The organism is Paenibacillus amylolyticus, assembly GCF_003719335.1.
GTDB lineage: Bacteria > Bacillota > Bacilli > Paenibacillales > Paenibacillaceae > Paenibacillus > Paenibacillus amylolyticus_D.
The window spans coordinates 1-14285 of the sequence record NZ_RIAS01000015.1 but is presented as its reverse complement, the minus strand read 5'-3'; the positions used below and the strand labels follow the sequence as shown (position 1 = coordinate 14285).

Genomic DNA, 14285 nt, shown 5'->3' with positions numbered 1-14285 from the left:
GACGCGGCTTTACATTCCGATGTTTAGTTAGAAGCTTTTGCCGCTGCTTTAGGTTTGCTAATTTGTTTACCTTTAAGCACCAACCAGAGTGGAGCAGCAATGAAGATTGAAGAATAAGCGCCGAACAACGTTCCGATTACCATAGCAAGAGAGAACATACGAATGGACTCTCCACCAAAGATGAACAAACAGATTGAAGCAGCAAATACCGTAAACGTTGTGTTCAAGGAACGGGTCATCGTTTGAGCCAAACTATGATTCACAACCTCACGTAAATCGGCTTTCGTTGTCTTTTTGGCAAAACGCAGATTTTCCCGAATCCGGTCAAAGATAACGATGGTATCGTTGATCGAGAAACCGACAATCGTCAGCACTGCTGTAATAAAGGTCAAATCCACTTCCAATCGGAAGATGGAGAATATACTGATAACGACAAATGCATCATGGAAGAGTGCAATAACAGCTGCAAGACCAAATCGCCATTCGAACCGGATGGCCACGTAGATCATAATCCCGATACTCGCAATGAGAACGGCATAGATCGCGTTGCGCTCCAGTTCCTTCGCCATCTCCGGATCAACGGTGTTGACCTCATAAGAAGCTGTGGAATCCAGCTTGCTAAATTCCTGCTTGAATTTACTCTCCATATTTTCATCCAGTACATTGGAAAAACGAACATTGACCCGATCTGCACCAGGCGTGATGTGTACATCACCTTCATTGACACCCATGTCCTTGATGATTGGATTAATTTGCTCTGTAGTAATCGCTTTGGATACCGTAATATCTACGTTGGAACCTGATTTAAAATCAACTGCGTAATTAAGCCCCAATCCGAGAATACTGACAATCCCCGCCACGGTCAAAATAATCGAAAAGATATAGGCAATCTTACTGCCTTTTACGTAATCATAATTCCAATTAAAGCGCACGAATTTCACTCTCCTTCACTCCGAAATACTTAGGCTTCTTGACTACGTTACCCCGCACAAGCAGGACTAACAGGAAGCGGGAGAAGAAAATATTCGTGATGATACTGGTCACAATATCGAAAATCAGTACGAGTGCGAAACCTTTAACTGCACCAGTACCCAAGAAGAACATTACAGCTGCCGCAATAATGGTTGTGATATTGGAGTCAATAATCGTACGGAAGGAATGTTTACCGCCAGCCTTAACGGATGACAAGATAGACTTGCCGCTGCGCATCTCTTCCTTAATCCGTTCGTACGTAATGATGTTTGCATCAACCGCCATACCTATACCCAGAATGAAGGCCGCAATACCCGGAAGGGTAAGCACGAATTCCCCCAGATAGAAAATGGCAAGTACTAACCACGTATGGGTGATCAGTGCAAAACTCGCGATGATACCTGGGATGCGATACAGTCCAATCATGAAGATCAGAATGATGATCGAGCCAATAAAACCGGCTTTAATCGTCTGATCCAGAGACAATTTACCAAGAGTTGCGCCTACGCTTTGGGAGTATTTCTCCGTAAGTTTCAGCGGCAGGGCACCCAGGTTAATCGTATCACGAAGCTGATTCGCTTCTTCGCGTGTGTAGGAACCTGAGATTTGAGCAGACCCATCAGTCAATTGTTGTCTAACTTCTGGTGCTGAAAGCAATTGATCATCCAGATAGATTGCAAGAGGTTGATTGATCAAACGTTTTGTGATTTCAGAAAATTTGGCTTTGTCTTTTACTTTAATGTCGATCATAGGCTCATTCAATTGAGTGAAAACAACCTTGGCCGCATTTTCGACAAACTCATTACCGCGAAGCTCGATTTTGGAGTACTCGCCTTCTTTGTCGTTCGGAGCTTTACTCCGGAAGGTCAGAACAGCGGGTTCTTTCATTTTGGCTCTAACCTCGGCCTCATCCGTAACTCCTGCCAGTTTCAATCGAATCCGGTTGGTTCCTTCCGTAGTTACTTCCGGCTCACTTGTTCCGAGCGCATTCGCACGGCTTTCGAGGCTTTTGGCTGTCTGTACCAAGGATGCTTTGCTGAGTTGTTGCCCTGCTTCGAGCGGCTCTGCTTCATATAAGATCTCGTAGCCTCCTTTTAAATCAAGGCCCAAGCGTATATTTTTGAGCAGCTCCGGGCTTGTACCCACCATAACCCCTGTGGTGACAAGCACGACCAGAATGAAACTGATAATTCTTTTCATGCCGTTCCTAGATCCCCTTTCGTTCTCAATATTCCTATTATAGCGATGCCGTAAAAAGCAGTCAATTTTCAACAAAAAAGATCCCTTTCGTCTAGAAAGAGGATCCCCGGTATGCAGACACCGTCATAAAGTTCATAAAGCTTGTTGCTTTCAGTGACAATATGTCATTCACCAGTTGGTGAAGCGGTGGAATACCCTGTTTTTCGTATTTGTGACTGACACAATTCCAGACATCTTTGCTGGTGACATATTCGTAACCGACAAGCCTTAATTCCTCCGCCTTACTTCGACAGAGCATCTCTATTGACTGTTCCAACTCCACATCATTCATTTCTTCCAACGGGGAGCCTCCCTTCATACATCCGAGCCTTTATGCGGCACCAATACTACATCATTCGACCTCACCCTTTCATATTCCTTCTTCTTGTTTATGGTTCTTTTTGTTAATCGTGTCCGAGTTGTCATGAGATGATGAAAGACCGGCATAGGATGAAATACAACGGCTTTGTCCCAATTATGAGGATAACCTGTACCTTCAACCGGGAAAGAGGGGTAGTTTTGAAGAAACAGACATTTATTCAGGGGGCCATGATCCTGCTCGCAGCAGGCATTATCAACCGGATTCTCGGCTTCATTCCACGGATCGCACTGCCACGAGTAATCGGTGCAGAGGGTGTAGGGATCTATCAACTGAGCTATCCCTTTTTCATCGTGCTGGTGACACTGATTACCGGAGGCATTCCTTTAGCTGTGGCCAAGCTAGTCGCCGAAGCCGAGACGGGTGCTAACCGTTACTCGCCCCAACGTATTTTGCAGATCAGCCTTAGCTTCACACTCACTCTCGGTGTTATTTTTATGTTTTTATGCATCCTGTTTGCCCCTTGGATCACCCAATATGTACTCACAGATGAGCGAGTATATCATACGTTTGTCAGCATGAGCCCTATGATTGCTATCATTGCAGTTTCAGCAGTGTACAGGGGATATTTCCAAGGTATGCAAAATATGATGCCAACCGCGATCTCATCCATTACTGAAACGATCATCCGTATCATTTTTGTGATCTGGTTTGCATGGCTGTTGCTACCTAAAGGGATTGAACATGCCGCCGCTGGGGCCATGCTCGGTGCCATGGTTGGAGAACTGGGCGGAATGCTGGTGCTCCTGTGGAATTATGCAAAGTTTAAAAGAGAATTGCCCCTTTCTCGTCGTAGAAAACAGGCTCGCCCTCCTTCATCGGAGTCTGTGAAAGATGTCTTTTTAAACTTGCAAGAGAAAGAGGAGTTCTCTGCAGCAGCTCCCCCTTCTCAGAGAGGATTAATCCGCCGATTGCTGGCTATATCTGTTCCTGTTACGGCTGGTCGCCTTGTCGGTTCTCTCTCTTATCTCGCTGAAACGATCGTGACAGCCCAGAGCCTCGCCATTGCCGGTATTGCTAAAGGACTAGCCACGGCTCAATATGGTGCATTACAAGGAATGGTAATCCCTCTGTTGCTACTTCCGGGAGCACTGACTTCTTCTCTCGCAACATCACTCGTACCCTCCCTGTCAGAAGCTTCAGCCAATGGTGATCGTGCGCTGATTCACAAAAGAATGCATCAGGCTCTGCGGCTAGCTCTAGTCACTGGTGCACCTTTCTCTGTCTTTATGTATGTGCTTGCCGAACCGATGTGTCTGCTGCTTTATGATGATGCATCGATTGGAAGCATGCTAAAGCTGATGGCTCCTTTTGCCTTGTTTATTTATATTCAAGCTCCACTACAGGCTGCGCTGCAGGCGCTCGACCGTCCGGGTAAAGCATTGCTGAATACGTTTATAGGGGCCGTCATCAAAATTTCGTTAATTCTAATGCTGGCCTCGCGACCTGAGTATGGAATCTTCGGTGCCGTTATTGCCATCTGTATTAATTCGATGGTTGTAACCTTGCTACACGCGGGCAGTGTTCGCCAGTTATTAAACTTTCGCTTCAAGCTGATGGATTGGGTCAAAACTGGAGCTGGCATGTTCATCATGGGTGCTGCAACCTTACTCGTCTATGAGCATACCGCGGCGCTGTTTCCGTTTTGGCTTCGCATGATCCTTGCACCCTCCATCGGTTTGCTTGTTTACTTGATGGTCATGGGTTTAACCAAAATGATAGACTTTCATGATCTATCACGCGCTCCCCTCATTGGCTCATGGTTCAAAGGTCGCTCTGAAAAAAAATAGTTTTATTTTTTGTCTTCACGAGCACTTATATATAACTTGCCATTATGATCAATTGAGCATATAAACACATCTTTAAAATCGTTAATGCCTTTTTGCTGAATTTGATTTTTCAGCCAGAAACGTGTTTTCTCGATCATTTCCAAATTCTCATCCTGTACTTTCCCATCCATAATTAAGGGCACGGGTAAACCCTCGTATTTGATGTTAGGGAAACCTTTCAGTTTAACATTTTCTTTTTGTTGTGTAGATGAATTGGAAGAACCGGAACCGGAACCGGAACCGGAGCCTTCAGAGCTCTGATCTTTCGGAAACACAGTCAGTTTCCCCGTTGTTTCCAGGAGCGCAAAATCTACATCACCGATGCTGTCAATATTTTGTTCCCGAAGTTGCAGTAACAGATCATCCAGATTGTAACGTTGCTTGCGCATTTCATCCCGATGAAGCTTGCCTTTGGAGATTAAAACCGTAGGTTTTCCATCGATCATCAGACGAAGCTTGCGGCTTTTCAAACCGACATAAGCCATCCCAATTTGCATAACAATGACTGTTAGCATCGGAGCAATACCATGAGATAGCGGTTTTTTGATATCCTCAATCACAAAAGCAGCCATCTCGGCAAGCATGATCGACACGACCAGATCAAACATAGATAACTTGCCGATCTCACGTTTACCCATAACACGAATAGCGCAATACACCAGGAAATACATGAGTATGGTTCGATATATGTGAGGGCCAAAATCAGTGAAATTCATAACAGGAACCTCCTTCGAATTTCAGCATTGTACAGAGATCTGAAGTGCAATCCCTATTTTGACCTGAACCTCACATGCTCATGCAGAAATAATCCGTTCATTTAATGGAAATCAGTTCATAAGTCAGAAGGCTTGACCATACACTGTAATAATTTCAAACTTGTACAAGGGGGTTGCTTTATGCAATTGATTCGCCGCTTGTTCTCAATTCGGATGTCCAATCCGATTCTGTCTGGCCTCTGTCATGCTTTTGTCTGGATGTTTATCGGAGCATTAATTCTTTCTTTCTTCCTGTGGATGAGCGGCATGCGAGAACAGGATCTTTCCACCTATACCTATGTTGTACATGGTTTGTCATTGCTCATCGGTGGTTTCATTGCGGGGAAACGTTCAGGTGAGAAAGGATGGTATTATGGTGGCTTCACAGGGATCGTTTATGGGCTTCTCGTGTTGCTCATCGGTTTTTTGGCACTGGACGCTTCGTTTAACTGGAAAGACAGCTTGCAGCTACTCAGCGCGTTCCTCATATCGGCTCTTGGCGGCATCTTTGGAGTCAACACACAACGTTCATAATCAATTCACGAAAAAAAGAGAACCGGATCTACTTCAGATCCGATTCTCTTTTCGGGAATATGCCGGTGCATATTCTCATCATGTATACCATTATTCAGCCGTTTCACGACTTACAGCGCTGCTAATCGCATTACGGTCAAACGTAAGCTTGGTAACGTCGTTTACACGCAATACCACCACGTCGTCTGTAATTTCAGCAATCGTACCGTGAAGACCACCGATCGTTACAATTTTATCGCCTTTTTTTAACTGGCTCAACATCGCATTACGCTGTTTTTGCTTTTTGTTCTGTGGGCGAATCATCAGGAAGTAGAAAATCGCGACCATCAATACCAATGGTACGATCAACGAAAAAATTCCACCACCAGGATTTGCAGCTTGAGCAGTCATTGCTTGAAACATCAAAATTCCCCCTTATCGACTATACGTACAGTTACTGCTTGTCACATCGGTTCCGCAAAAACCTCAATCAGAAACCTTTGTCATTGTCATGCAGACCATATTGATCGAAAAATTCATCCCGGAAATCAAGCAAACGATCTTCCATTATGGCTTTGCGCACATTGCGCATCAAGTTCTGTAGGAAATGAAGATTATGGATCGTTGTGAGACGCAAGCCAAACGTTTCATCTGCTTTGATCAGATGGCGCAAGTACGCTCTGGAATAGTTGCGGCAAGTGTAGCAATCACATTCCGGGTCAAGAGGCCCAAAATCGGTTGCAAACTTGGCATTGCGAACGACCAGACGTCCCTGACTTGTCATCGTTGTTCCGTTACGGGCAATTCGGGTCGGCAACACGCAGTCAAACATGTCCACTCCACGAATCGATCCCTCAATCAATGCATCGGGTGAACCTACCCCCATCAAATAACGTGGTTTATTGGAAGGTAGCAAAGGCACCGTGTAATCCAATACACCATACATCAAATGTTTCGGTTCTCCAACACTCAGTCCACCAATAGCATACCCCGGGAAATCCATGGAAGTCAAATCAGCCGCGCTTTGACGACGGAGATCCTCGTGCATGCCTCCCTGTACGATGGCAAACAATCCTTGATCATGCGGACGAGCATGACTTTCAATACAACGCTCCGCCCAGCGAGTTGTTCTTTCGAGTGATTTTTTGACGTATTCATATTCAGCTGGATATGGAGGACATTCATCAAATGCCATCATAATATCTGATCCCAGAGCGTTCTGAATTTCCATAGCCACTTCCGGGGAAAGGAACTTTTTATCACCATTCAGATGGGAGCGGAAATGAACGCCCTCTTCGGTAATTTTACGCATCTCACTGAGGGAGAACACCTGAAAACCACCGCTATCTGTCAAAATAGGACGATCCCAGTTCATGAATTTATGCAAACCGCCAGCTTGACGGATAATTTCATGACCCGGTCTCAGGAACAAATGATACGTATTACTCAGAATAATCTGAGCATCCATTTCCTTCAGTTCTTCGGGACTCATCGTTTTTACCGTTGCTTGTGTGCCAACCGGCATGAACGTTGGCGTCTCAATAACACCATGAGGTGTATGCACACGTCCCAGACGCGCACCAGATTGTTTACACGTTTTGATATGTTCGTACGTAATTGCTGCCATTGGTTATAATCATCCTCTAAAAGTTAATCGGTTTATTAATAAATCAACATCGCATCGCCAAAGCTAAAGAAACGGTATTTCTCCTTGATGGCTTCCTCATAGGCATGCATAATATGCTCTCGACCCGCAAGTGCACTAACAAGCATCACCAGTGTTGATTTGGGTAAATGAAAATTCGTCAGCATTCCGTCAATCACCTTGAAGGAGTACCCGGGATAGATGAAAATGCTCGTCCAGCCGCTGCTTTCCTGCAACATACCATCTTCAAATTTACTTCCCACCGTCTCCAGCGTTCTGCAGCTGGTCGTGCCCACTGCAAAAACCTTATTACCACGCTCTTTTGTCTGATTAATAAGTTCAGCCGTTTCCTGTGATAAAGAATAATACTCCTCGTGCATAACATGATCCTCAACCACGTCAACAGACATCGGTCTAAACGTACCAAGCCCAACATGTAGGGTAATAAATCCAATATTCACACCTTTATCGCGAATCTGATCCAGCAGCTCATCAGTAAAGTGTAAACCTGCTGTCGGTGCAGCTGCAGAGCCTTCATGTTTGGCATATACCGTCTGGTAACGCTCTCGATCGTCCAGCGTTTCCTTGATATAGGGTGGTAGCGGCATTTCACCAAGGCGATCTAAAATCTCCTGGAAAATACCGTTGTACTCAAACGTTAATGTACGTGCACCCATTTCGCCTACTTCATTAATGACAGCCTTTAATTCATCACTAAACACAATAACAGAGCCAGCTCTCAGCTTTTTACCCGGCTTGACGAGTGCCTCCCATTGATCACCTTCGACATTTTTAAGCAACAGCACCTCGGCTTTTGCCCCCGTGTCCTCTTTAGTACCAAACAAGCGGGCAGGCAATACACGTGTGTCATTCAGAATCAGTGTATCTCCTGGCTCCAGTACATCGATAATATGAGGAAAATGGTGATGGGTAACCTCCCCTGTCTCTTTGTTCAACGTAAGCAAACGAGAAGCGGTACGATCCAGCAACGGTGTCTGAGCGATCAATTCCTCTGGTAACTCAAAATCATATAAGTTCACATTCATGTTCTATTCATTCCTTAATGCTTTGATATTCGTTTCGTTTCTTAACATCATAGTCTTCTATTCCTTAACAATAGTCGCGTTTTGATAATAGTGTTTCAATATCGCCTGGTAATCATACCCTTCGTCAGCCATACCCTTGGCGCCCCATTGAGATAAGCCAAGTCCGTGTCCATTCCCTTGACCAATAAACATAAAGGTCTGACCTTGTGTCACGGCTCTCGCTTGACCATCTGCACTCATCACAACAAGTGCATTGCTGGATGAGGTGCTCGTGCCTGAAGCAGACAATACTGAAGCGCCCTGTGATCCGGTTTTGCTGACTTTTTGACCGTCAGCGCCTAATACAGTATAACTTCCGGTCCCTGCAATATCAAATAAAGTGCTTGGTAATCCGCCGAGTGCAGAGCGGTAAGTATCGGCATATTTAACAGTCAACGGTTGCCCGTTGGCCGTAACTTCCAGTGCTCGTCCGGAAGGCCCTCGCTTGGTCACTTCCAACGTTGATATGGAAGCTGGAGCGGCTACAGTTGTCTTACCTTGCAATGTCTTGACCAGTTGTGCTGAAGTAAACGGCCCTCTCACCCATGCATAATCATTGGATTGAGCCACTTTTGCCAATACAACAACCTCCGTTCCAGGATTGATTTTGGCAACTGGCTCAACATTGGATTGAACGAGCGGGATCGGTCTTATGTTTGTATTTTGAGCCGTTACGGTTGCTTTGGAGAGTCCAGCATCCGTCTTCGTTGTTAATTCTTTTACATTGTCCTCACGAATATATCCGCTCACACCTGAACTCATCAGCACATGATACCATGTATGCAGTCCAGCCTGCGCAGACAGATCGCCGCGACTATCCACATTGGTAAATACGGCTGCCCCACCGTTCCACACTTCAGAAGGATGAGCAGTTTGCCCTCCTGCATTAGATGAAAATACAGCTTCTACAATTTTGCCTTCGCTTTTGAGCACTTCCCCAGCCGTTGCATCCACCGCACTCGTTACTTTGTCGTTCTCAGAGTTCATTCCGTTGTATGCCTGACTCAGTGTGGTATCCACAACATTGGCGATCTTGAAACGCTCGCCCTGTTGAAGCGCATAGGAACGGGCAGCCACCGCCTGCACTTTAAGTGCTTCAGTTGGCCAAGAAGAATACACTTCTGCGCCAACAACCGAGTACAAGTACTGTTCTAGTGGCACAACGTTAACTAAAGCTAGATCCCCATTAACGATGCTGATCTCCATATCTCCGCGATATGTACGCTGGGAGCGCTCTACAACTTTTATACCGTTGCCACTTCCTTGTACCATTACCTTGGAGTCATTGCCTGCAATCGTGTAATGTGGAGCTGTTTTAAGGGCATCCATACTTAATCCTGCGTCCTGACGGATAATCAAACCTGGACTGTTACCTACAGGAAAGAGGCTAATGCCAGATACACTGGATTCAACACGTTGCTTCAAGGTGGATAACTCGGCCGCAGATGTCGCTTCACCAACCCATACCGTATAGGGCTGATTGCTTCCATCTAATTGCAATACAGGATAAGCTGTAAATCCTGCTGCAAGCAAACTTGACTGTGCTGCTTCTGCTTCCTGAAGAGAAGCATAATTCCCAGAAGACAGACGTTCGCTACCGGTTACAACGGGTTTCTGTCCCGCTAATTGAGTCCCTGCTGTCTTTTGAACCCGTGCAACGGCTTGTCCTGCAAGTGCTGCTGAACCGTAGTTACCGGTGTATAGCTGATACAGTGTTTTGCCATTAAACGTCACCACATACAGTAAAGGTTTATCAGCCGTAGCCTGAAGCAATTTTGCTGCCGCTGCGGCTGTTTTGAAATCAACAGTCTCTAATACTTTTACGCGGAATCCATCTGCACTAAAACGTGTTTGCCCCGATGGAAGAGTCACATTGGTATCCCCACTAGCCTGAATACTCCATGAACCTGTTGATTCAAGTGTAATTAGAGGTGTCGTTGATTTATATGTGCTCCCTAAATTCGCAAACATAGCTACTCGGATCAATTGTGCATTATCACCAGCCGCAAAAGCTGGCATTTGCAAGCACCCCACTGTCAACAGAGTAGCCGCCAGTACCTTCAATCGACGACTCCACTTCTTCGTGCGTATTGCTTTTCCCACAATCAGGCTCCTCTCCATACATGTCTTTCACTTTATATCGGTCAGTTTTCACAGAGATTTCAACTTCCTGTTCAATTTCTATGAATTCCGTTTTCTGTTTAAATCCAGGCAATGTCGTGCTCTTCATCTATGCTCTCAAGTTTTTCGCATAGACGACGTGTAAAAGCTAAGTCTTACTTACTGTCTCTTGGCGGAACAGGCAAACCAAGATGATGGTAGGCTAGATCAGTAACTACTCGCCCTCTTGGCGTACGCTGAATCATACCGATCTGTAAAAGATAAGGTTCATACACATCCTCAATCGTTTGAGATTCTTCCCCAATTGTAGCCGCTATCGTATCCAGTCCAACAGGGCCTCCTCGGAAGCTGTTAATCATAGACTTGAGCATCTTGTGGTCGATATCGTCTAACCCACGCGGATCAATCTGCAGGCGTTGCAACGCCTCTTCTGCCAGTGCTTGTGTAATGATGCCATCACCGCGTACTTGTGCAAAATCACGTACTCTTTTTAACAAACGGTTTGCAATCCTCGGTGTCCCTCGTGAACGCAAAGCAATCTCTTCCGCAGCATCCCCAACAATCTCTACACCTAGAATATCAGTGGATCGTGACACGATGTAAGCCAGTTCATCAACCGTATAGAACTCCAAACGACTAATCACACCGAAACGGTCCCGAAGCGGAGCTGACAAAAGTCCTGCGCGTGTCGTAGCTCCTATTAACGTAAATGGAGGCAAGTCCAAACGAACGGAACGCGCACTTGGCCCTTTGCCGATCATAATATCCAGAGCAGAATCCTCCATCGCCGGATACATCACCTCTTCAACGGTACGATGAAGTCGATGGATCTCGTCAATGAATAACACATCCCCCTCTTGCAAATTCGTCAGCAGCGCTGCCAGATCACCTGGACGTTCAATTGCAGGGCCTGAAGTGGTTCTTAGGTTTACGCCAAGTTCATTTGCAATAATATTCGCGAGTGTTGTTTTACCTAGACCCGGAGGTCCGTATAACAAGACATGATCCAATGCTTCATTCCGCAATTTAGCAGCTTCAATATATATTTTAAGATTTTCCTTCACCTGATTCTGCCCGATGTATTCATTTAGATATCGGGGACGAAGGCTTAATTCAACGTTCTGATCTTCCATCATCAGGTTAGCGGATATAATCCGTTCATCCATGTTCTTCCCACCCTTTTCTTGCAGGTTGCAACACTAGTACGACTATGAAAAATAAATTAACCCGTAAATAACATTTGCAGTGCCCGCTTCATCAGTACATCCACAGAATCTGCGGTTGTCACATCTTTTTTCAACTTGAGCCATACTTTGTCCAGTTCACTATCCGTATATCCAAGCGCCTTCAGACCTTCACGCGCCTCATCCCATGAGGACCCACTTCCAACCTCTTCGGATGGTGGTGCAAAGAGACCTGTTGCATACACTGCTGTACCGAAACCGTCCAATTTGTCCTTCAGATCCAGAATCATGCGTTGCGCTGTTTTTTTACCGATACCTGGTAATTTCGTCAAGAATGTCAGATTCTCCTGATAGATCGCCGTAACGACGTGATCTGGCGTACCTCCAGCAAGAATGCCTAGTGCCACCTTTGGCCCGATTCCAGATACTTCAATCAATTTGCGGAACAAACGCTGTTCCTCTCTCGTCACAAATCCAAATAACAGCATCGCATCTTCACGCACATGATGATGGGTGTATACGATTATCTCGCCTTCCTGCTTGGCAAACGCATAGGGGTTCGGACAGAACACACGGTAACCTACGCCATGAACATCCAGAACAATATAATCACTTTCGACATGTATGAACTGTCCTCTTAGAAAATCAATCATTTTCGCAATACCTCATTCAACTTGGAATTTAATGTATAAGAATGTGCGTGACAAACGGCAACAGCCAATGCATCTGCAACATCATCGGGTTTAGGCACAACCTGTAGACGAAGGAACATTTTGACCATCTCCTGCACTTGTTTTTTCTCCGCCTTACCGTATCCTACGATTGCCTGTTTGATCTGCATTGGAGTATATTCCGCAATCGGCAAACCTTTCTGAGCAGCTGCAAGAATCATCACCCCTCGAGCCTGGCTGACAGACATCGCTGTTGTTACGTTACGGTTAAAAAAGAGTTTCTCCAGTGCGACTGCATCTGGTTTATACTTATCAATCAGTTGCACCATGCCCTCATATACGTGAAGAAGCCGATCCTCATCTGGTGTATGAGCCTCCGTCTGAATACATCCATATTGTACGGGCACAACCTTGTTCCCGATTTTATCTACAAAGCCAAACCCCACAATCGCAATACCCGGGTCAATTCCCAAAAAACGCAAAACCATCTCTCCCTTACAAAAGCGAACATATGTATCGTTCATTTCATTATAACAAAAGATAGGCCTGGCGGCAGGAAAAACTTTGTCTATGCCAAAGCTTATTGTATTTCGTCTGCATTCTCCAAAGATCTCAGTTTATAGAGCGGGTTGACTTAAAAAACGACAAAAAGGACATCAGCACGATGTCCTTCCCTAGCCATCTCTTCACTTCTCTTCATATCGTTTCTCTTAGGTAACTGTACACTTCTGACTTAGAGGTTATATTCCTTGTTTCATTGGCTATCCGCCATTTCGAAGTAAATGATGTGTTTCATCCACAGCAAAGTCACTAAACGTCGAAATTACACTGTCATACTCATCTTTGTCCTGTATACGAATGCCTTCTTGCAATTGCTCCAGTACCCCTTCAGGCAATGAACTTTCCAGCGTACCTACATCGAGTTGAAAAAAAGTGCGAATAACGTTCTCTTCAGTGGGTTTGCCCTCATACAGATTGAGATGACCTGCAGCATCGATACTGATGTATGCTTCTTGTTTACAAACAGGTGAAAGATCATCCACGCTTTGATTCAGATGTAACGTATCTGAGGAAGTAACCTTTGCTTCCCACTCAGGATGTTGGGCAAGCAACATTTTTAATTGAGGGATATTCATTCTCCCCAGTTGTTCCGTTTCAACACCGCAAATATATTTGGTTTGTAAAACGACACGTATTAATTGGTCTGCACCTGTTTCAAGCTGGTCTACAATCACCTGAATCTCCTGTGGCGATCGTTGATCCTGTTTAACCGAACCCATAACATTCATGGCTTCACCAAAATCGGTTGTTAGTAAACGCTCAACTGCTGCTGATATAGATAAACCACGGTATGCTAATATCGTAACCGCACATATAGCAGCAACCATCCACAACGTTCGTTTCCATCGCCGCCATCGTCTCTTTAATTGTTTTCGTAAGGTAAACCTGTTCACATAAACCCCTTCAATCACTTTTTTAAACCTATTGTGACCTAATGGATAAACCTTTATGCAAACCCAGCCTTATTAAACAATAGAGTGTCTTGACCAGACAAGTTAAAGTAATCGTCATATCCAAAATCAGAAGTAGATATCTTTTGAAAAACAAAAAATCACCATCTGATTAGATAGTGATTTTAGAAATCGGGATGACACGATTTGAACATGCGACCCCCTGGTCCCAAACCAGGTGCTCTACCAAGCTGAGCTACATCCCGTTAAATATACCGGCGAGAGGACTCGAACCTCCACGGTTTCCCACTCGATTTTGAGTCGAGCGCGTCTGCCATTCCGCCACGCCGGCAAACTTTGAAAAAATAATGGCGCGCCCTGAGAGATTCGAACTCCCGGCCTTTTGATTCGTAGTCAAACGCTCTATCCAGCTGAGCTAAG

At 45.2% G+C, this 14285-nt stretch carries 14 protein-coding genes and 2 tRNA genes; 2 read left to right on the top strand and 14 right to left on the bottom strand.

Annotated features, from left to right (window positions below; translation table 11 throughout):
• Positions 1-23: 23 nt before the first annotated feature.
• From secF to EC604_RS22495, 3 genes are all read right to left on the bottom strand, one after another.
• Positions 24-932, bottom strand: coding sequence for a protein translocase subunit SecF (gene secF / locus EC604_RS22505; RefSeq protein WP_123066282.1), 909 nt, complete (start codon positions 930-932; stop codon positions 24-26).
• Complete coding sequence (secD, locus tag EC604_RS22500) at positions 922-2172, bottom strand: protein translocase subunit SecD (RefSeq protein ID WP_123066281.1); 1251 nt, start codon at positions 2170-2172, stop codon at positions 922-924. Before secD ends, secF begins: the two co-directional genes overlap by 11 nt.
• Positions 2173-2263: 91 nt before the next feature.
• On the bottom strand, positions 2264-2503 hold the full coding sequence (locus EC604_RS22495) for a post-transcriptional regulator (protein ID WP_036617497.1): 240 nt from the start codon (positions 2501-2503) through the stop codon (positions 2264-2266).
• A 227-nt stretch (positions 2504-2730) separates the two neighbouring features.
• Here EC604_RS22495 and EC604_RS22490 point away from each other — a divergent pair, with 227 nt between their 5' ends.
• Entirely contained in the window at positions 2731-4380 is a 1650-nt protein-coding gene (locus EC604_RS22490) for a putative polysaccharide biosynthesis protein (RefSeq protein WP_123066280.1), read from the top strand.
• A gap of 2 nt (positions 4381-4382) precedes the next feature.
• Here EC604_RS22490 and EC604_RS22485 read toward each other — a convergent pair whose 3' ends face one another.
• Positions 4383-5135 carry a DUF421 domain-containing protein gene (locus tag EC604_RS22485; protein WP_123066279.1) on the bottom strand — a complete coding sequence of 251 codons (753 nt, stop codon included), beginning with the start codon at positions 5133-5135 and terminating at the stop codon, positions 4383-4385.
• A gap of 180 nt (positions 5136-5315) precedes the next feature.
• Between EC604_RS22485 and EC604_RS22480 the strand changes: the two genes are divergently transcribed.
• A complete protein-coding gene (locus EC604_RS22480) occupies positions 5316-5708 on the top strand; it encodes a TIGR04086 family membrane protein (RefSeq protein WP_123066278.1) in 393 nt (130 codons plus the stop codon).
• Positions 5709-5798: 90 nt separating this feature from the next.
• Here EC604_RS22480 and yajC read toward each other — a convergent pair whose 3' ends face one another.
• The 10 genes from yajC to EC604_RS22430 form a co-directional block, all read right to left on the bottom strand.
• Positions 5799-6110, bottom strand: coding sequence for a preprotein translocase subunit YajC (yajC, locus tag EC604_RS22475; RefSeq protein WP_123066277.1), 312 nt, complete (start codon positions 6108-6110; stop codon positions 5799-5801).
• A gap of 67 nt (positions 6111-6177) precedes the next feature.
• Positions 6178-7314: a tRNA guanosine(34) transglycosylase Tgt gene (gene tgt / locus EC604_RS22470; RefSeq protein ID WP_090915605.1), complete on the bottom strand. Its 1137-nt coding sequence runs from the start codon at positions 7312-7314 to the stop codon at positions 6178-6180.
• Between the two features lie 35 nt (positions 7315-7349).
• Positions 7350-8378, bottom strand: a complete 1029-nt coding sequence (queA, locus tag EC604_RS22465; protein WP_123066276.1) for a tRNA preQ1(34) S-adenosylmethionine ribosyltransferase-isomerase QueA — start codon at positions 8376-8378, stop codon at positions 7350-7352.
• Between the two features lie 57 nt (positions 8379-8435).
• A complete protein-coding gene (locus tag EC604_RS22460; protein WP_123066275.1) occupies positions 8436-10520 on the bottom strand; it encodes a SpoIID/LytB domain-containing protein in 2085 nt (694 codons plus the stop codon).
• Positions 10521-10693: 173 nt separating this feature from the next.
• Positions 10694-11704 carry a Holliday junction branch migration DNA helicase RuvB gene (gene ruvB, locus EC604_RS22455; RefSeq protein ID WP_123066274.1) on the bottom strand — a complete coding sequence of 337 codons (1011 nt, stop codon included), beginning with the start codon at positions 11702-11704 and terminating at the stop codon, positions 10694-10696.
• Positions 11705-11760: 56 nt separating this feature from the next.
• Positions 11761-12375, bottom strand: a complete 615-nt coding sequence (ruvA, locus tag EC604_RS22450; protein ID WP_123066273.1) for a Holliday junction branch migration protein RuvA — start codon at positions 12373-12375, stop codon at positions 11761-11763.
• Positions 12372-12875: a crossover junction endodeoxyribonuclease RuvC gene (gene ruvC, locus EC604_RS22445; RefSeq protein ID WP_090915614.1), complete on the bottom strand. Its 504-nt coding sequence runs from the start codon at positions 12873-12875 to the stop codon at positions 12372-12374. The genes ruvA and ruvC overlap by 4 nt, the downstream gene beginning before the upstream one ends.
• Before the next feature lie 279 nt (positions 12876-13154).
• Positions 13155-13781 carry a BofC C-terminal domain-containing protein gene (locus tag EC604_RS22440; RefSeq protein WP_123066272.1) on the bottom strand — a complete coding sequence of 209 codons (627 nt, stop codon included), beginning with the start codon at positions 13779-13781 and terminating at the stop codon, positions 13155-13157.
• A 255-nt stretch (positions 13782-14036) separates the two neighbouring features.
• A tRNA-Pro gene (locus EC604_RS22435) sits at positions 14037-14110 on the bottom strand.
• A gap of 7 nt (positions 14111-14117) precedes the next feature.
• Positions 14118-14196, bottom strand: a tRNA-Leu gene (locus EC604_RS22430).
• Between the last annotated feature and the right edge of the window lie 89 nt (positions 14197-14285).